An 18,409-nucleotide genomic window follows, 5' to 3' on the forward strand; every position below is an offset into this window, starting at 1 on the left:
TCAATTTGCATGCAGTGAGACCATCCTGACGTGCCAGAGGGCGGGAGGGGCCGAGGGAGCTCGAAATGTGGAGAAGTGCCGCGGTCGCGGAGATGTGGACGGATATGAGTCAGCCGCGCGGCCGCAGGCGGACCGACGGTAATTCCGGCGCAGGCAACGGGGTTCCGTCGTAGCCCTCGACGGTCCCGAAACGTCCGTGCGGATCGGCTCCGGCGATGACCTCGCCCTGCCACTGCGCCCGGTAGGCGACCACGTCCTCATGGCTCCGGCCGATGAAGTTCCACCACATCACGATCTGCTCGCCCAGCGGCTCTCCGCCGAGGAGCACGATCCGGGCGTCTGCTCCCGAGCTCACCGAAAGGCTCGTGCGACCGGGATTCAGGTAGGCCAGATGAGAGACCGGAACAGGTGTGCCGTCGATGGTGACGTCGCCCGCATCGACGAGCACGCCGTGCTCGAATCCCTCCTCGAGGGGGACCTCGATCGTGGTGTCGGCCGGCATGACGATCTCGGCGCCGACCAGCGGGGAGAACACCGTTGCGGACGTGCCGCTTCCGGCGAGCGATCCGACGAAGGTCCGCACGGAGGCCGGGCCGATGCTGCCCGCCACGGGAGTGTGGTGCTCGAAGAACGGTTCGACATCGCGCGAGGCGTTCGGCAGGGCCACCCAGAGCTGGACGCCGTGCAGTCGCCGCGTCCCCGGCGTGGACACCTCCGAATGGCTGATCCCGCGACCTGCGGTCATCAGATTGAGCTCTCCCGGTCGGACGAGAGCGTGACTGCCCACGCTGTCGCGATGGTCGATCTCGCCCTCGAAGAGCCAACTGACCGTCTGCAGTCCCGTGTGCGGATGCGGCGGGACGCGCATCCCGCCGGTCGCCGAGACATCGTCGGGACCGTAGTGGTCGATGAAGCACCAGCCGCCGATCAGCGAACGGCGACGCTGCGGGAGCGTCCGGCGGACGGTCATCGCGCGCGGGCCGCCGAGCGGAACATCCCGCGGTTCGAGGATCTCCACGTCGGCATCCGTGAGCACGGCCGACGTCGCGACGAGCTCGGCCGGATCGCGCTCCAAGTTGCTCATAGCGGCATCCTAGGCGTCGGGCAGGACAGCCGGAGCCCGGGTTCCTAGAATGGTCACGTGCCCCGGACCACGACCAGACTCCTCCCCGCCGTCGCGGCGATCCTGGTGGTCGCCGCGCTCGCCGGATGCAGCACAGCACCGGGCAAACCGGTCGACGATTACGCGGGCGAGCCGAAGGGGGTCGACGCGCCGGCGAGCAGCGCGGGCGGAGCATCCTGGGCCGCCTGGCTCGACGGCGGCGAGCGGTTCGCGATCGTCCTCTACGGGAGCTCGACCTGCCCACCGAAGGTCGCCACCGTGTCCGCCACCGCGAACGACTCGATCACTGCCACACTCGCGCCCGCCCCCGGCGGGGTCTGCACCCACGACTTCGTGCCCCACACCACGGTCTTCACCACGCCCGACCGCATTGCGAAAAGCGGCGAGGTGAGTGTCGTCCTGCCCGACTCGACGCTCACGCTGCCCGCCGATCGGGGCTGATCGGCCGCAATCCGCTCGGTCGCCGACGGCACGTCACGCCCACGGCGAACAGGGCCACGTGACAGGGCGAGCGGTGGTTACTCTCTTTGTATCGACGCCGAACCTGCAACGGTGTCGTACGAGGAGTAGACATGTTCGAGAGATTCACCGACCGCGCCCGCCGTGTCGTCGTCTTGGCCCAGGAAGAGGCCAAGATGCTGAACCACAACTACATCGGGACGGAGCACATCCTGCTCGGCCTGATCCACGAGGGTGAGGGCGTCGCCGCCAAGGCGCTCGAGTCGCTCGGCATCTCGCTGGACGCGGTCCGCGAGCAGGTCCAGGACATCATCGGCCAGGGCCAGCAGCAGCCGACCGGGCACATCCCGTTCACGCCGCGCGCCAAGAAGGTGCTGGAGCTCAGCCTCCGCGAGGCGCTGCAGCTCGGCCACAACTACATCGGCACGGAGCACATCCTGCTCGGCCTGATCCGCGAGGGAGAGGGCGTCGCCGCCCAGGTCCTCGTGAAGCTCGGCGCCGACCTCAACCGAGTGCGTCAGCAGGTCATCCAGCTCCTCTCCGGCTACCAGGGCAAGGAGCAGGTCCAGGTCGGGGGCAACGATCAGAACACCGCGCAGGCCGGTAGCCAGATCCTCGACCAGTTCGGCCGCAACCTCACGCAGGCCGCGCGCGACAACAAGCTCGACCCGGTGATCGGGCGCGAGAAGGAGATCGAGCGTGTGATGCAGATCCTGTCGCGCCGCTCGAAGAACAACCCGGTGCTGATCGGTGAGCCCGGCGTCGGCAAGACCGCCGTCGTCGAGGGTCTCGCGCAGGCCATCGTCCGCGGCGACGTGCCGGAGACGCTGAAGGACAAGCAGCTCTACACGCTCGACCTCGGCTCGCTCATCGCCGGTTCCCGCTACCGCGGTGACTTCGAGGAGCGCCTGAAGAAGGTCACGAAGGAGATCCGCACCCGCGGCGATATCATCACCTTCATCGACGAGATCCACACCCTCGTCGGCGCAGGTGCCGCGGAGGGCGCGATCGACGCCGCCAGCATCCTCAAGCCGCTGCTGGCCCGCGGTGAGCTGCAGACCATCGGTGCGACCACACTCGACGAGTACCGCAAGCACTTCGAGAAGGATGCCGCGCTCGAGCGCCGCTTCCAGCCCATCCAGGTGGCCGAGCCGTCGCTGCCCCACGCGATCAACATCCTGAAGGGTCTGCGCGACCGCTACGAGGCGCACCACAAGGTGTCCATCACCGACGGCGCGATCGTGGCCGCGGCGAACCTCGCCGACCGCTACATCCAGGACCGCTTCCTCCCGGACAAGGCCATCGACCTGATCGACGAGGCAGGCGCCCGCCTGCGTCTGTCGATCCTGTCGGCTCCGCCGGAGCTGCGCGAGTTCGACGACAAGATCGCCGCCGTCCGCTCCCAGAAGGAGGGCGCGATCGAGGACCAGGACTTCGAGAAGGCCGCCAGCCTCCGCGACGAGGAGAAGAACCTCCTCGGCGAGCGGCTGCGCCTCGAGAAGCAGTGGCGTTCGGGCGAGGTCAAGACCACGGCCGAGGTCGACGAGGGCCTCATCGCCGAGGTGCTGGCCCAGGCGACCGGCATCCCGGTGTTCAAGCTCACCGAGGAGGAGTCGGCCCGGCTCGTCTACATGGAGAAGGCGCTGCACGAGCGCGTCATCGGCCAGGAGGAGGCCATCGCGGCCCTTTCGAAGACGATCCGCCGCACCCGCGCCGGCCTCAAGGACCCGAAGCGTCCGTCCGGCTCGTTCATCTTCGCCGGTCCCACCGGTGTCGGTAAGACCGAGCTGGCCAAGGCGCTCGCCGAGTTCCTGTTCGACGACGAGTCGGCCATGATCTCCCTCGACATGTCGGAGTACGGCGAGAAGCACACCGTCTCCCGTCTGTTCGGTGCCCCTCCCGGGTTCGTCGGATTTGAGGAGGGCGGACAGCTCACCGAGAAGGTCCGCCGCAAGCCGTTCAGCGTCGTGCTGTTCGACGAGATCGAGAAGGCGCACCCCGACATCTTCAACTCGCTGCTCCAGATTCTGGAGGAGGGACGTCTGACAGATGGTCAGGGACGCGTGGTCGACTTCAAGAACACCGTCATCATCATGACCACGAACCTCGGCACGAAGGACATCTCCGGCGGCCCCGTCGGGTTCCAGATCGAGGGCGACCCGCAGACCGGCTACGACCGGATGCGCGGCAAGGTCTACGAGGAGCTGAAGAAGAACTTCAAGCCCGAGTTCCTGAACCGTGTCGACGAGATCATCGTCTTCCCGCAGCTGGACAAGAGCGAGCTCCTGCAGATCGTCGACCTGTTCATCAAGCGGCTGTCGACCCGTCTGCTCGACCGCGACATGACCATCGAGCTGACCGTCCCGGCGAAGGAGCGGCTGATCGAGGTCGGCTTCGACCCGACGCTCGGCGCCCGTCCGCTCCGCCGCGCGGTGCAGCACGAGATCGAGGACCGGCTGAGCGAGCGGATCCTGCACGGCGAGCTGAACGCGGGCGACCACGTCCACGTCGACTTCGCCGACGGGGAGTTCGTCTTCACGACGACCGCCCGCAAGGAGCCCATCGGGGCCGGCATCAACGCCACCGCCGCGATCGGCACCGGCCCGGCGACCCCGGACCTCGCAGCGAACGAGTGATCGTCGTCGCGACTGCGTGACCCACGACAAGGGCCGGCCTCTTCGGAGGCCGGCCCTTGTGGCGTCTCTGCCCGTGTGACATCTCGGGGCTCGGTAGGGTGGAACGGTGAGCGGTGAGAACGGTCCAGGGTTCAGCATCCGGCGGGCGCGGACGGGCGACGTCAAGCGCATCCAGGAACTGGTGGAACCGCTGGTGCAGCGACGCATCCTTCTCGGCAAGGAGACCGTCACGTTCTACGAGTCGGTGCAGGAGTTCCGGGTGGCGGAAGACGCCGACGGCCGCCTGATCGGCTGCGGTGCACTGCACGTGATGTGGAGCGACCTCGGGGAGGTGCGCACTCTCGCGGTCGCCGACGAATGGCTCGGCCGCGGCGTCGGCAGGGCGCTGCTCAGGCGGCTGGAGTCGGATGCGCGCGAGCTGGGCCTCGACCGGCTGTTCTGCCTGACGTTCGAGGTCGACTTCTTCGGGCGCAATGGGTTCGAGGACATGGGGGAGTCGACGGTCGACCCGCAGCTGTATGCCGAGCTGGTGCGCTCCAATGACGAGGGCGTCGCGGAGTTCCTGGACCTGGCGCGGGTGAAGCCGAACACCCTCGGCAACACGCGGATGCTGAAGCGGCTCTGAGCCGCCGCATCCGGCGTCGGCGGGGCTCGCTGAACGCTCACGGAACCTCGGGCGCGCCTGCCCGTCGCGCCGTCGGGCGCTGGCTATAGTGCGGGCATGTCGACGTTCAAGAACCCGGTCGGCCCCCAGCCCAGCGGCGTCTACTGGCGCCGCAGGCTCATCGTCCTCCTCGGCGTGATCGCCGTCGTCGTCATCATCGTCCTGATCGTCGTGCGCCCGGGCGCGTCCAACGGGGAGCCCGCGGACAAGAAGCCCGCGCCGGGGAGCACCGGGACTCCGGCCGCGGTGGCGACGAGCATCCCGACCTCCAGTGCGACGGCCGACGGCCAGCCGTGCAAGCCGGGCGACGTGAAGGTGGAGGCCGTGACCGACAAGGACGTCTATGCCGCGGGCGAGCTCCCGCAGTTGTCGGTCGCGCTGACCAACACGGGTTCGAAGGCGTGCACGATCGACGCCGGCACGGCGCAGCAGGTGTTCACGATCACCAGCGGCTCGGAGGTGTACTGGAAGTCGACGGACTGCCAGACCGACAAGGTGGATGCGGAGGTGCTGCTGGAGCCGGCGAAGACGATCTCATCGAAGGCGCCGATCACCTGGGACCGCACGCGCTCTGACCCGTCGACCTGTCAGGCGAGCCGCGAGCAGGTGCCTGCCGGCGGAGCCTCGTACCACCTGGAGACGACCGTCTCGGGCGTCAAGAGCTCGGAGACCAAGCAGTTCATCCTGCAGTAGGTCGGGCCGTTCAGTCGGTGGTGTCGGCCTCGCGCACGTAGGAGCCTTCGATCTCGCGCACTTCGACGCCTGATCCGTGTCGCGTGGCCGGGTTGCGGCGCGCGATAGCGAGTGCGGCGTCGAGGTCGGGAGCGTCGATGATGCCGATGCCGGCGATCAGCTCTTTGCTCTCGGTGTAGGGACCGTCGGTGATGCCGTCGCCTCGGACGGCGCGTGCCGCCGTGTGCGGGGCGAGGGCGTAGGCAGCCGTGAGCGCACCGGACTGGATGAGGTCGGCGGAGTGGGCGTCGTGCTCGGCGAGTTCGGCGGCGTCGTGCTCGGCGGTCGGGTCGGAGTAGATGAGGATGGCGTACTGCGGCATGGTCGTTCCTTCCGTATGACGGATGTCGTCACCAGGACGTCGTTCGGCGGCGCGCGATTTCGACCGGCGTTCAGAACGCCGCGTCGAGTTCGCGCTCCCGATCGGTGCTGGCGGCCATGAACGCGAGGCGGAGCGCCTCGCGGACGGTGGCGCTGCGGTCGTCCACGCGCGTCGTGAAGCCGAGGCGTGCGGCCTCGGCCGTACGCTGTTTGCCGCTCACGACCGGTCGGATCTCGCCGGCCAGGCTGATCTCGCCGAAGGCTGCGAGCGTGTGGGGGATCGCGCGTTCGGTCGCCGCCGAGGCGATGGCGAGCGCGATGGCCAGGTCGGCGCCCGGCTCGGTCAGGCGGACTCCTCCGACCGTGGACACGTAGACGTCTTTGTCGCCCAGCCGGATGCCGGCGCGGCGCTCGAGGACGGCCAGGAGCATGGCGACGCGGGACGCATCCACCCCATTGGTGACCCGGCGCGGGTTGGGCGCCGTGGTGCCGACGACGAGCGCCTGGACCTCGACGGGGAGCGGTCTGCGCCCTTCCATCGCGACGGTGACGCAGGTGCCAGAGACCGGGGTCGTGTTCCGGCTGAGGAAGAGGCCGCTGGGATCGGTGACCTCTGCGATGCCGTCGCCGGCCATCTCGAAGCAGCCGACCTCGTCGGTGGGCCCGAACCGGTTCTTGAGCGCGCGGATGAAGCGGAGCGCCGTCTGACGGTCGCCCTCGAACTGGCAGACCACATCTACCAGGTGCTCGAGCAGGCGCGGACCGGCGATCGAGCCGTCTTTCGTCACGTGACCGACGATGAGGATGGGGAGATCGCGTTCTTTCGCGATGCGGATCAGCGCGCTGGCGACCTCGCGCACCTGGCTGGGCCCACCCGCGATGCCTTCGGCCGAGCTGCTGGACACGGTCTGGACCGAGTCGACGATGACGAGTGTGGGGTCGACGGCGTCGATCTGCGCCACGATCGTGGACAGATCGGTCTCGGACGCGAGGTAGAGCTCGTCGTGGACGGCTCCGGTGCGCTCGGCGCGCATCCGCACCTGGCTCACCGACTCCTCGGCGCTGACGTACAGCACACGGTTGCGGGCTCGTGCGGCGCGGGAGGCGACCTCGAGCAGCAGGGTGGACTTGCCGACGCCGGGCTCGCCGCTCAGCAGGATGGCCGCCCCGGGGACGATGCCGCCGCCGAGCACGCGATCGAACTCCCCGATGCCGCTCGGCCGGCGGTTCGCGCCGTCGACGGGCGCGATGTCGGTGATCGCCCGCGCTTCGCGGCCGGCGGCGATGGTCACGGGCTTCAGGGCGCGGAGCACGCCGGTCGCCTGGGCCGTCTCGGCCACCGTGCCCCACGCCTGGCACTCCGGGCAGCGGCCCACCCACTTGGCTGTGGTCCACCCGCAGTCGGAGCAGCGGTAGTTGACAGACGCCTTCGGCACGGCACCTCCTCGATCGGGGTCAACACTACGGTGAGCCACCGTCATCGGAGGGAGGATCGCGGAGGCCGTGGACAAGTCGGAGGTCGGGGCGGGTGTGAGCACATCCGTCGATGCGAGCCGACCGTCCACTGCCCCTTCTGCGTGTCGGTGCTCGCGTGCACAATGGGCCGCATGGCTGATCGTACGTTCTCCCTCCGCTCCGGCCGCGTGCTCGGGCTGACCGGCTTCGGCGACTCCGACGCCGAGCGGCTCGTGATCTTCTGCCACCCCGCCCCGGGGTCGTCCGTGTTCGATCCGGATCCGGACGCGTCGGCCGAGCGCCGCGCGCACATCGTCGCGCTCGACAGGCCCGGCTACGGATCGAGCGATCGGTGGCCGTTCGGGAGCTGGCCCAGCATCGTCCAGGCCGCCGACGACATCGCCGAGTACGTGCGCTCCGTCGTCGTCGCCGAGTCGGTGATCGGCGTCACCCGCCCGCGCACGGTCGGCGTGGTGGGCTGGTCGGCCGGCGGGCGGGTCGCGCTCGCGTTCGCGGCGCGTCATCCCCAGCTCGTCGACCGGGTCGCGATCGTCGGGACGCCCGCTCCGAATGAAGCAGTTCCCTGGATCGACCCGAAGCTGCAGCAGATGTCCGACCAGCTCGCCACACTCACGCCCGACGAGGCGATGAGCCGCCTGTCCGCCATGCTCCAGCCTCAGGCCGACGCCGTCGCAACGGCCGCCGAGCCGGCGGAGGTGCCGCTGGACGCGCTCGGCATCGGCGCCGTGGACGAGCAGGCGCTGGCGCGCCCAGGAGTCCGCGACCGACTGGGCCGGATGCTGATCGACGCGTACCGCCAGGGTCCGCGCGGCGTCGCCGGCGACATCCTGAGCTACACCGCCCGTCCCTGGGGCTTCGACCTCGCGGACGTCACCGCGAAGACGCTCGTGATCGCCGGCCAGGCCGATGCGCTGACCGGACACGCGCATGCGGCCTGGTACCAGCGGTCGCTGCCCGACGCGCGTATGGAGATGGTGCCGGGAGCGGGGCATCTGGCCATCGTCCCGACATGGGGACGCATCCTCTCGCACGTCGCCCCTGCACACGTGACGCACTGAGCTGCGGCGTGCCGGGCGTCGGCGGCGTGCCGGGGGTCAGGCGCTGAGGGCTTCCTGCTGCTCGGTCTCGCCGTGGCGCGGGTACAGCTCGCGGGCGCGGGCGGTGACCGCCGGGAGGAACGCGGACGCCCACACGCGGTAGCCGTGGTCGTTGGGATGGAAGAGATCTTCGGCGAACTGGGTGAACGCTCCACGCAACCCCTGCCGCCGCATGGTCGCGTGGAGAGGGACCACCGTGAGTCCGCGGGCGGAGGCCTCCTCGCGCAGGATGCGGTTGCCCTCGGCGACAAGCCGCTCGTTCCAGGGCAGATAGAAGTAGGGCAGGTCGGCCACGATCGCGTGCGGCGGCAGCGCGGCGAACACTGCGCGCATCCCCTCGCGGAACCGATCCGGATCGAATGCCGCGATGTCGTTGGCGCCGATCGACACCGTGACGATGTCGGGCTCGAGGCTCGCGAAGCGCGGCAGCTGGTCGGCAACGGCCAGGGCGACCGTCGCGCCGGAGACCGAGAGGTTGACGATCCGCACAGACCGACCCGTGACGGCACGCAGGTGGTCGGCGATCACACCGACGTAGCTGTTCTTCGGGGCGGAGGCGCCGATCCCCTGGGCGGCACTGTCGCCGATGGCCACGTAGAGCAACTCGCCCGGGTCTTTCGCGGCATCCCGCCACCACTTCGAGTGGATGGGCAGCATCTCGTTGAGCCGCACCCGCCCTTCGGCGACGGCGGCACGCTTCGCCTGGACACGCTGCCACCCGACGGCGGTGAGAACGGCCCCGGCCACCAGTCCGGCCGCGGCCGCGAGGATGCGACGGAGAGCTTTCATGGACGGAACAGTACCCCGGACCGCTGACCCCGCGATGCCCACTCCGCCCGATTGGAGACGACCGCGGGAATCGCGTACGATAGTCCGCGGTACCGTGTCCGAGCGGCCGAAGGTGCAACTCTCGAAAAGTTGTGTGGGTGAAAGCCCACCGTGGGTTCAAATCCCACCGGTACCGCCACGAAGACCCCCGCGATCCCGGTTTTTACAAGGGATCCGGGGGTTTTCTCGTGCCGGTCATTATGGGCCGAGCACGTCGGTCACCGCGGCGTCCAGTTCGAGGCGTTCGAGGACCGTGAGGAGTTGCTGTTCCTCGTAACGGAAGTGGCTTTCCATGATCGCGGTGATGCCGGCCAGGTGGCGGTCAAGCTCGTCGGTGGAGACCGGGCCGGCGAGCGCTGCCCGCAGCTCTGTGAGGAGATGCGAGATCATCGAGTGGTCCTGTTCGAGCGCGCGAAGCACGGGAGCCAGATCCGGGTGGGCTTCCTCGATCGCCGGGAAGAGGGCCCGGTCTTCGCCTCGGTGGTGTCCGTCGAGCGCAGCGCAGAACCCGTGGCAGTACAGGAGCAGGTCGCGACCGACGTGCTCGACGTCGCCGCCACTGCTGAGTGCCTCCTGCGTGACGCGCACGGCTTCGCGGAGGCGTCGGTGAACGCGTCGTAGTTCGCTGCTCCAGACGATGAGCCTGGTCGTCTCGCGGTCAGTCACGCGAGGGGGAAAGGAGTGATGAAATCATCGACAGTCCTTGGGTCCGACGCCTCCATGCCTGGCACAGACTGCCACCGGCACGCGACGCTACAACGATTGTAGGGGGGCGCCGGGAGTGCCCTGGATGACGAAGCCGAACCGCCGCGTTGTCGACAGCGACCCTCGGGACGGGCAGAAGCGGCTGCGAGGGTGCCTGCCCGTCCTCGCAGGTGAAGTCGCGGCACGTCTTTGGGCCGGACAGGACGTAGTTCCTGGTCAGGGCGCCGCATAGCGTGCAGCGATATCAACCGACGCAACGAAGGAGTCATCATGGCCACAGAGACGGACGAAGAGGACAGGACACCCGCGCAGGACGACTTCGTCCTTGCGATCGAAGGGGGCCCGCTCGCCGAAGTCGACATCGTCGCGACGGACGACGGACCGCACGTCGACATCTCGATCAATGCGGTCTCCGTCGACCCGGACACAGGGGCGGCTGTGCCCGTGGCCATCACCCTGAACGGGGACGACTCCGCCTACGTCGTCACGGTGGCCGACGAGGAGTTCGTCGTGCCGCTGGAGGAGACGAGTGAAGAGTCGAGCCACCGGAAGGCGCCGGCCATCCGTTCGCTGCGCAGGCTTCAACAGCTGGCACAACGCGTGGAGGACGAGACCGCGGGCATAGCCAAGCGACTGGCGGAGAAGTTCAAGCGGGGGCGCGACGCGTGAGATGAGGGCGTCCCGCCGGCGTCGGAGGGACTACCTCTGGTCGCGAGCAACCGACGCGCGTACCGTCAAGCCATGACGAACCTCATCGAGAGACTGGCTGACTACGTGCCCTCCTGGGGCGCGCGGCTCGCGTACGGCGAGAAGACCACGCTCGACGGACACGACATCCTCCCCGTCGCGATCGTCGTCTTCGGATTCGGAGGCGGGGAGGGGTCTGGTGACGATCCGAACAGCGCCATGCGAGGCGAGGGAAGCGGCGGCGGTGGAGGCGGCTACGCGATACCGATCGGCGCCTACATCGGCGGGCCCCACGGGCCGACGTTCCGCCCGAATCCGGTCGCGCTGGTGATCGCATCGGCTCCGCTGGTGTCAGCGGCCGGGCTGGCGCTGGCGCGGCTGCTGCGGTCCAGCTGATCCGGGCGGGTTCGAATCGCCGCCCTAGAGCGTGTCCGCGTCGTCCCGGTGATCGTCGTCCGACTTCTCGGCGCTGTCCTTCAGGTGGGCTTTCACGTCGGCGACCGTGTCCTTCACGCTCCCCTCCGCCTGCTCCATCTTGCCTTTCACCACGCGAGACTCGTCGTCGGTGACCTTGCCGATGACCTCGTCGACCTTGCCCTTCAGCTTGTCGCCCTTCGCGTCGACCTTGTCGTCGATGCCCATGATGTCCTCCTCGTCGATCCGTTCTGCTCTGTGGTTGCCGGTCACCGTACGCGGATTCGGGCGAGTGAGTAGTGTCGCGTCATGTCCGAAAAACATCGCGCTCCGCCGGCACCCGCCGAGGTCAGGCGGCGCGAGGTCATCATCTCGGTGGGTGGCGTCCTGGTCGCTGCCGTGCTCATCGGCGTCGCGCACTATGCCGGTGACCCGTTGTGGGTTCGCCAGCACCTTCGCCCCACGGCGGGATCGGATGTGGCGATCTGGCAGGTGCAGACGACGTTCCTGTCGGTCGGATTCGCGGGGCTGGCGATCGCGGCGCAACTCTTCGCGGAGGCTCCCCTTGCGATCGGGGCGTCTCGAGGACGGGTTCTGGCGTATATCGGGGCGGGATGGTTCGTCGGCGTGGGCCTGGCGGCGAACATCGTCATGGCCCTCGAGGCCATCTGGCTGCCGAGCGCGACAGGCGTTGTGATCGCGTTCGCGTGGTTCGTCGCCACCGCCGTGCTGCTTCTGGTGTCGACGTCTCGGCTCACCCGGCTCTTCGGCCAGCCTTCGCGGCTCGATGAGGTGGTGCGGTCGTCGCTGGTCGAGACGCTCTCGGATCGCCTCGACCTGATGGCGCAACGGTATTCGGGCGCGACGAAGGGGCTGGACGAACTCCTGGCACCGGATTCGATCGTGCGCACATCTCCAGAATCTGTCTCGACGCTCGAGGTGCCGGTGCCCGACGCCGGGCGCGTTGTCAAAGGCATCAGAGCCAAGGTCGTCCGGCAGGCGATCGCGTCGCTCGGCATCCCGGCCCGTCACCGTCGATCGGACGTTCGCAGTAATGCTGAGGAGTACGTCCCGCCCCGAATCGTGCTCGACATCAACCCGGGGGAGCGCACGCGGCTCGGGGACACGGCGTTCCGGGTGATCACCGCATCGCCCGTCGAGGCGGCAACAGCGGGCCGGATCGTCCGACTGCTGCAGTCGAGCATCGAGCTGGAGCCACCGGGCGCGGTCACACCGTATGAGGAGACCGAACACGAGATCGCCACGCTGAAGGATGCGATCGGGACCAACCTGCGCTCTGGGGCGCTGGCCACAGCAGAGCGCGCCCTCGACGTTCTCGGACATGTGGTTCGAGGAGTGTGGGTGGCGCAATCCGATCACATCGAGCTGTCTCGAAAGGAATCGTCGATCCGGGGAAGTGGGCTCAGCCGGAGTCTGCGAGAGGTTGAACAGGACGTCGTGCTGTCGCCGCAGGTGGCCCATGTCCTCATAGACGCGGCGACGGTTCGGGCTCTGGAAGCGCCGGCCACGGGATCGTCCGAGTACGTCGACGAATGCCTCCGCAGTTTCACGAGGCAGTGGTCCGACATCCTCCGCCAAGGTGGACCGGAATTCGACGGGATGCCGCGTCGCATCGTCACTCGCATCCGCGATCTCGCGGTGAAGTCCCGTGCGGCGGACGAGCCCGATCTCCTGCGGTCGCACGGGGTCTGGGCGATGGTCGAGCTGGTCAAGCTCGCGCTCGACGCCGAGCGGCCGGAGGACGCCACGGTCGCGGCGGATGAGCTCCGGCGACTGTTCGCGGTGGATGAGGAGGGCTCCGCCCGCACCGAGGTCCGGGCGGGGCTCCTCGTCCTATCTGCGTGGCTCCGGTACCTCGCCGACACGAAGGACCACCGCTATCCGGCCGACCCCGGTCTCGAGACGACATTGCTTCCCGACGGCTCCTGGCGCGATATCTTCGCGGCGCGAGATGTGATCGACAGGGGCACGCCCTTCAGCCGATGGGACAGCTGGGAGACCGAGAGCAGGGTGACGGGTTCCACGGAGGGTTCGCGACTGCCGGGCTTCCTCGATCGCGCTCAGCTGTCGGCGCTCCTCGGCGCGTCCGGAGCCCTGCCGGACGCAGCGGACGACGAGACGGCTTCCGAGTACGAGCGTCTGCTCCGCTTGATCCCGGACGCCACTCACGCGACCGGGGCGGAGGAAGGCCACCTCAAACAGAGGCTCGAGGAGGAGATCGGCGAATGGGATGCCGGGGAGCCTGAGCGCCTCGCTCGCCAACCGTTGTCGTCGGCGCGGATCGAGGCGCTCGCCGTGGGCCTCCGCCGGGTCCTCGACGAACGGGAGCGCCTCTCGGACGCCCTCTCCGATCGGCCGGAGGCGCAGGGAGCTGCCGACGAGTCCGAGCAGATCCTCGGTATGAACTTCCGCGTCGCCCGTCACTATTTCGTCGATACCGCTGTCTCCGACAGCCCCGACCACATCGAATCGCTGGCCGGAATGATCGCCAGCGCATTCACGGAGGCCGAAGATCGGCAACTCGTCACCGCGCTCGCGGCGGTGGAGGGCACCCGGGTCGATCCCTCAGCGTCCTCGCTGCCCGCGGTGGTGGAGATCCTTCGAGCAGAGGCCGAGCACTTCGTCCTGCTCACGGCCGATGACGGACTCGCAGAAGCGGTTCGCGGATATCCGGCGGCCTTCACGGAGGAGCTGGATCGCGTCCGCCTCATCGAGACAGGCGCCATCGAGGAGGGGGCGATCCTCTTCGATCGGCGGACGACGCTTCGCTGCCACCGCGGGCCCGAGCAGAGAGACGGGCTTTCGCCTGTGGAGGGGACGTCGCTGGCGCTCGGCGTGCACGACGACGTTCGCGACCTCGACGGGTCCCAGGTCCGCGTGGAGCTCGGTGAGCGTTTCTCGGTCTGGCCCGGGGAGGCTCCGCGCGTCTTCCGTCTCGAGCGCGGTCGCTGAGTCAGCGGAGGTTGTCGCGCAGTGCCGTCCGTGCGCGGATGGCGATGTGCAGATTCAGCCGGGATTCGGGGTCGTTGATATCGCGGCCGCTCACTTGGCGGATCCGGCTGAGGCGATAGCGGAGCGTGCTCCGGTGGATGATGAGGGCCGACGAGGCCCGGTCGTAGTTGCCACCGGAGTCGAGGTAGACGGCGAGGGTGCGGACGAGGTCGGAGTGATGCTGCCGATCGTGCGTGATGAGGGGTCCGAGCCATTCGTCGACGTAGCGCTCCAGCCTGGCCCCGTCGTTCGAGGTGTCGAGAATGCGGAGCAGACCGAGGTCATCGTGATTGGAGAGGCCGAGCGGCTGCCGGGATTCCGTCCGGATGCGCATGGCGCGAGCCGCCTCGGCGAACGAGCGAGGGAGGTCGTGGGCGGCGCACCGTCCGCCGATGCCGATCGTGCCCCGCACGCTGGTGAGCGCGGCGGAGACCCTCTCGTAGAGACTCGAGAGGTCGTGGCCGTCTGCGACCACCGCGAGCGTCGCCTCCGGCCGCCGTGAGATCAGGGCGGGCGCGTGCATGGAGGCGAGCGCGTAGCGGACCGCGGCGCTGACCTCGACCCCGTTGGGCGTGGGAGTCTCCCAGGCGACAAGCACCACCCGCTGGAAGCCGCCGAGGTCGTAGTGGAGCGCTTCGGCTCGCGCGAGGGCGTCCCCGACCCTGGCGCCGGCGACGAGGTCCTCCGCCAGGTCCCGGCCGAGCCGCAGCTCGACCTCGGCGAGGTTCCGGCGATGAGCGAGTTCGACCGCGATGGTCGCACTCGCGTACTCGACGGCGAATCGGTCGTCGTCGCTCCGGCTGTTCTCCGGGTCGTAGATGCCCATGAAACCGAGGGTCTCCCCGCGCGAGCGGATCGGCGTCGATCGCCAGCCGGTGTCCGAGCGCCCGCCTGCTGAGAGATTTCCGGCGCTCACGAACATCGCGGAGGAGTCAGACGAGTCGGTGATGTCGGCGAGCGCCAGTTCGTTGCCGAAGGAGTCCTGCAAGACGGTCGATCGCTGCGTGATGTCGCTCACCGTCTCGACGATCTGCGCCTCGCCCTTCCCCGACCCCGCGGCCGAGACGATCGCGTCGCGGATCTGCTGCTGTGCGTTCAACTGGACGATCGTGGCGGCCATCGTGCGGTTGAAGGCCACTTGCGCCTTGCCGAGCCGGCGTAGCTCGCGGGCCTGGCGGCGCTCACGGGCGATCAGCTCCGCCGCCGCCAACGCGGCTCCGGTCGGCTCCGCCAACGCGAGGAGGAGGAACATCTCCGCACTCGACGGCTCCGCCGTCGCCTGGAGCACGAAGGCTCCCTTCACCTTCCCTGTCCCGCGGAAGAAGAGCGCGTAGCGCCACGCGTCATCGTCCGCGGGGGTGAGAACGCCGCTGACTCCTGCTCGCGCCTCCACGAGCAGGTCGAGCCGGCGGTCCTCCTTGCCCGAGTATCGGACGAGATGCCCCTGCGGCGCGACGAACACCGCGGGAACGGTGCACCCGGCGATGCCCCTCGCCGACGCCTCGGCGAGGCGAAGCGTCTCGCGAGTGGACGGATGCTCGAACATCCGGGAGCCCGTCCTGAAGATGTCGTACAACCCAGGCCGCACCTCGGGGTCGGGATCGAGGTGTGCGAGGTGGTCCGGATCGTTGGATGCGTTCATGGTGTGAACTCCGCGGCCCTAACGGTACCCTCATCGGTTCGACCCGGCAGTGCAGTCGCCCGGGTTTCTTTCGCCCTCGCGGGCCGAAGAGAACGGGCACCCGGCGGCCCACACTCGCGATCGGGTGCGGCGTGCGCGGGCGCGTGACCCGCCGGCACCACGAACAAGGAGCGTTCCATGGCCAAAGCAGTCGGCATCGACCTCGGCACCACCAACTCGGTGATCGCGGTATGGGAGGGAGGCGAGGCGAAAGTCATCCCGAACGCGGAAGGAGCCCGCACGACTCCGTCTGTCGTCGCGTTCACCGACACCGGTGAGCGACTCGTCGGGCAGCTCGCCCGGCGGCAGGCGATCCTGAACCCCAAAGGCACGATCTCCTCGGCCAAGCGCTTCATCGGGCGCTCCTTCGACGAGATCCAAGAAGAGGCCAAAGCGGTCGGATTCGACATTGCGGCCGGTCCGAACGGCGAAGCCAGGTTCAACGTGCGGGGCAAACTGTATGCGCCGGAGGAGATCAGCGCGCTCGTCCTGCGCAAGCTGGCCGACGATGCCGGGAAGTTCCTCGGCGAGAAGGTGACGGAAGCTGTCATCACGGTCCCGGCGTACTTCAACGATGCCCAGCGCACGGCGACGAAGGATGCCGGGCGCATCGCCGGTCTGGATGTGCTCCGCATCATCAACGAGCCGACGGCGGCGGCGCTCGCGTACGGGCTGGATAAGAAGGAGCACGAGACCGTTCTGGTCTTCGACCTCGGCGGCGGCACCTTCGACGTGAGCCTGCTCGATGTCGGGGACGGCGTCGTGGAGGTGCGGTCGACGGCGGGTGACACGCACCTCGGCGGAGACGACTTCGACCGCCGCATCGTCGACTACCTCGCGGACGAGTTCCAGAAGGAGAACGGCATCGATCTCCGGCAGGACCCCCAGGCGCTCCAGCGACTGTTCGAGGCGGCCGAGAAGGCGAAGGTCGAACTCAGCACGGTGAGCCAGACACAGGTCAGCCTGCCGTTCATCACGGCGGACGCCGCAGGTCCGAAGCATCTGACGACCACGCTCAAGCGCGCCACGTTCGACAACATCACCGCCGATCTGGTCGAGCGCTGCCTCGGCCCCGTGCGTCAGGCGATGGAGGACGCGAAGGTCACCGAGAACGACATCGACGAAGTCATCCTCGTCGGCGGTTCGACGAGGATTCCCGCGGTGCAGAACCTGGTCAAGCGGCTCACCGGGGGCAAGGACCCCAACATGACCGTGAACCCGGACGAGGTCGTCGCCATCGGCGCGGCCATCCAGGCGGGAGTCTTGAAGGGGGAGGTCAGCGACGTCCTCCTGCTCGACGTGACGCCGCTCTCGCTCGGGGTCGAAACGCGTGGTGGGGTGATGACGACGATCATCGAACGCAACACCACGATCCCCGCCCGCCGGAGCGAGGTGTTCTCCACCGCCCAAGACGACCAGGACTCGGTCGAGATCGTGGTGCTCCAGGGCGAGCGCGAGCGCGCAGCGGACAACCGCGTCCTCGGTCGGTTCCAGCTCACCGGCATCCGGCCCGCTCCCCGCGGCGAGCCCCAGATCGAGGTCACGTTCGACATCGATGCGAACGGCATCCTCAACGTCACCGCCCGTGACAAGGACACTGGAGCGGAGCAGGGCATCACGATCAGCGGCACCACGACGCTCGACCAGGCCGAGATCGAGCGGATGGTCCGCGAAGCTGAGGAGCACCGTGCGGAGGATCAGCAGTTGCGCGAAGACATCGACGCCCGGAACGAGTTGGATGCTGCCGCATACCGGGTCGAACGGGCCCTCGCGGAGCACGGCGAGGCGGTTCCGGCGCACGAGCGGTCGCGCGCCGAGATGCTGATCGGGAAGGCGAGGGACGCCGTCGGGCGCGAGGTCCGCGCGTCCGAAGCGCGAGAGTTGACGAGCGAACTGCAGCAGATGGACGCCGCCCTGTCCGTCGCCCGACCGCCCCAGGGAACGTCCTCGTCCGGCGGCGCAGCCGAAACCGACGACAGCGACGACGACGTCGTCGACGCCGACTTCGATCGGAACTGAAGGGCCCCGCGGAGATGGAGACCTCGGATGCGCGCAGCGCAGAGGGCGACGCGGAGCTCGCGGCTGCCGGCCGGCCCGACGAGGCGGACAGTCCGCCCCTGGAGCCCAAGGACGAACGGGATGCTCGCCTCGCGGAGCTCGACGATCGGTGGCGCCGCGCGGCCGCGGATCTGGACAACACCCGTAAGCGAGCCGCCCGCGAACTCGCCGTGGCCCGCGACGCCGAGCGCGCTCGCGCCGCGTCCGTCTTCCTCCCCGTCGTGGACGGGCTGTCGGATGCGGTCAGCTACGCGAAGCAGGTGAGCGATCCGCTCGCCGAAGGCATCGAGTCGATCCGCGAACAGGCGGTCGTCGCCCTCGAGCGTCTCGGCTACCCGCGCATCGATGCGGTCGACGTGCCGTTCGACCCGCGCATCCACGAGGTCGTGTCGGTCATCGACAGCGAAGACCTCCCGCCGCGGACAGTGGTGGCCGTCACCCGACTCGGATTCGGCGCTCCCGAACGACTGCTGCGGCCCGCCGGCGTGGTCGTCACCGCAGCGCGGGAGTGACGCC

Annotated in this window: 17 protein-coding genes and 1 tRNA gene; 11 read left to right on the plus strand and 7 right to left on the minus strand. The window is 68.8% G+C overall.

The features are described 5' to 3' along the window. Nucleotides 1-109 precede the first annotated feature (109 nt). Nucleotides 110-1,084, minus strand: a complete 975-nt coding sequence (locus AXZ95_RS14325) for a pirin family protein (RefSeq protein ID WP_018192115.1) — start codon at nucleotides 1,082-1,084, stop codon at nucleotides 110-112. A gap of 57 nt (nucleotides 1,085-1,141) precedes the next feature. Between AXZ95_RS14325 and AXZ95_RS14330 the strand changes: the two genes are divergently transcribed. From AXZ95_RS14330 to AXZ95_RS14345, 4 genes are all read left to right on the plus strand, one after another. Continuing rightward, entirely contained in the window at nucleotides 1,142-1,564 is a 423-nt protein-coding gene (locus AXZ95_RS14330) for a hypothetical protein (protein WP_018192114.1), read from the plus strand. 131 nt (nucleotides 1,565-1,695) lie between these two features. Next, nucleotides 1,696-4,218 carry an ATP-dependent Clp protease ATP-binding subunit gene (locus AXZ95_RS14335; RefSeq protein WP_018192113.1) on the plus strand — a complete coding sequence of 841 codons (2,523 nt, stop codon included), beginning with the start codon at nucleotides 1,696-1,698 and terminating at the stop codon, nucleotides 4,216-4,218. 106 nt (nucleotides 4,219-4,324) lie between these two features. Further along, the gene (locus AXZ95_RS14340) at nucleotides 4,325-4,843 is read left to right on the plus strand and encodes an amino-acid N-acetyltransferase (protein WP_018192112.1); all 519 of its coding nucleotides are present in this window, start codon (nucleotides 4,325-4,327) and stop codon (nucleotides 4,841-4,843) included. 96 nt (nucleotides 4,844-4,939) lie between these two features. Next, a complete protein-coding gene (locus AXZ95_RS14345) occupies nucleotides 4,940-5,575 on the plus strand; it encodes a hypothetical protein (RefSeq protein WP_018192111.1) in 636 nt (211 codons plus the stop codon). 10 nt (nucleotides 5,576-5,585) lie between these two features. Here the strand turns inward: AXZ95_RS14345 and AXZ95_RS14350 are convergent, their stop codons facing one another. Both AXZ95_RS14350 and radA read right to left on the minus strand, forming a co-directional pair. After that, on the minus strand, nucleotides 5,586-5,936 hold the full coding sequence (locus AXZ95_RS14350) for a YciI family protein (RefSeq protein ID WP_018192110.1): 351 nt from the start codon (nucleotides 5,934-5,936) through the stop codon (nucleotides 5,586-5,588). A 70-nt stretch (nucleotides 5,937-6,006) separates the two neighbouring features. Then, a complete protein-coding gene (gene radA, locus AXZ95_RS14355) occupies nucleotides 6,007-7,371 on the minus strand; it encodes a DNA repair protein RadA (RefSeq protein WP_018192109.1) in 1,365 nt (454 codons plus the stop codon). Nucleotides 7,372-7,542: 171 nt separating this feature from the next. Here radA and AXZ95_RS14360 point away from each other — a divergent pair, with 171 nt between their 5' ends. Continuing rightward, complete coding sequence (locus tag AXZ95_RS14360; RefSeq protein WP_018192108.1) at nucleotides 7,543-8,469, plus strand: alpha/beta hydrolase; 927 nt, start codon at nucleotides 7,543-7,545, stop codon at nucleotides 8,467-8,469. A gap of 36 nt (nucleotides 8,470-8,505) precedes the next feature. Here AXZ95_RS14360 and AXZ95_RS14365 read toward each other — a convergent pair whose 3' ends face one another. Further along, nucleotides 8,506-9,297, minus strand: a complete 792-nt coding sequence (locus AXZ95_RS14365; RefSeq protein ID WP_018192107.1) for an SGNH/GDSL hydrolase family protein — start codon at nucleotides 9,295-9,297, stop codon at nucleotides 8,506-8,508. An 88-nt stretch (nucleotides 9,298-9,385) separates the two neighbouring features. On the opposite strand from AXZ95_RS14365, the gene AXZ95_RS14370 reads away from it, so the two are divergent. Continuing rightward, nucleotides 9,386-9,475, plus strand: a tRNA-Ser gene (locus tag AXZ95_RS14370). A 59-nt stretch (nucleotides 9,476-9,534) separates the two neighbouring features. Here AXZ95_RS14370 and AXZ95_RS14375 read toward each other — a convergent pair. After that, nucleotides 9,535-10,002: a hemerythrin domain-containing protein gene (locus tag AXZ95_RS14375; protein ID WP_026307287.1), complete on the minus strand. Its 468-nt coding sequence runs from the start codon at nucleotides 10,000-10,002 to the stop codon at nucleotides 9,535-9,537. A gap of 309 nt (nucleotides 10,003-10,311) precedes the next feature. Between AXZ95_RS14375 and AXZ95_RS14380 the strand changes: the two genes are divergently transcribed. Further along, the gene (locus tag AXZ95_RS14380) at nucleotides 10,312-10,710 is read left to right on the plus strand and encodes a hypothetical protein (protein ID WP_018192104.1); all 399 of its coding nucleotides are present in this window, start codon (nucleotides 10,312-10,314) and stop codon (nucleotides 10,708-10,710) included. A gap of 72 nt (nucleotides 10,711-10,782) precedes the next feature. Further along, nucleotides 10,783-11,124, plus strand: coding sequence for a hypothetical protein (locus AXZ95_RS14385; RefSeq protein ID WP_018192103.1), 342 nt, complete (start codon nucleotides 10,783-10,785; stop codon nucleotides 11,122-11,124). Between the two features lie 24 nt (nucleotides 11,125-11,148). Here the strand turns inward: AXZ95_RS14385 and AXZ95_RS14390 are convergent, their stop codons facing one another. After that, the gene (locus AXZ95_RS14390) at nucleotides 11,149-11,370 is read right to left on the minus strand and encodes a CsbD family protein (protein WP_026307286.1); all 222 of its coding nucleotides are present in this window, start codon (nucleotides 11,368-11,370) and stop codon (nucleotides 11,149-11,151) included. An 81-nt stretch (nucleotides 11,371-11,451) separates the two neighbouring features. Between AXZ95_RS14390 and AXZ95_RS14395 the strand changes: the two genes are divergently transcribed. Beyond that, nucleotides 11,452-14,115 (plus strand): hypothetical protein, encoded by a 2,664-nt coding sequence (locus tag AXZ95_RS14395; RefSeq protein WP_018192101.1) that lies wholly within the window; start codon nucleotides 11,452-11,454, stop codon nucleotides 14,113-14,115. Nucleotide 14,116: 1 nt separating this feature from the next. Here the strand turns inward: AXZ95_RS14395 and AXZ95_RS14400 are convergent, their stop codons facing one another. Further along, nucleotides 14,117-15,796, minus strand: coding sequence for a PucR family transcriptional regulator (locus AXZ95_RS14400; RefSeq protein ID WP_018192100.1), 1,680 nt, complete (start codon nucleotides 15,794-15,796; stop codon nucleotides 14,117-14,119). 177 nt (nucleotides 15,797-15,973) lie between these two features. Between AXZ95_RS14400 and dnaK the strand changes: the two genes are divergently transcribed. Then, on the plus strand, nucleotides 15,974-17,854 hold the full coding sequence (gene dnaK, locus AXZ95_RS14405; protein WP_018192099.1) for a molecular chaperone DnaK: 1,881 nt from the start codon (nucleotides 15,974-15,976) through the stop codon (nucleotides 17,852-17,854). Nucleotides 17,855-17,868: 14 nt separating this feature from the next. Then, nucleotides 17,869-18,405 carry a nucleotide exchange factor GrpE gene (locus AXZ95_RS14410; protein ID WP_018192098.1) on the plus strand — a complete coding sequence of 179 codons (537 nt, stop codon included), beginning with the start codon at nucleotides 17,869-17,871 and terminating at the stop codon, nucleotides 18,403-18,405. Nucleotides 18,406-18,409 lie beyond the last annotated feature (4 nt).

The organism is Leifsonia sp. 115AMFTsu3.1, from assembly GCF_004362795.1.
Lineage (GTDB): Bacteria > Actinomycetota > Actinomycetes > Actinomycetales > Microbacteriaceae > Leifsonia.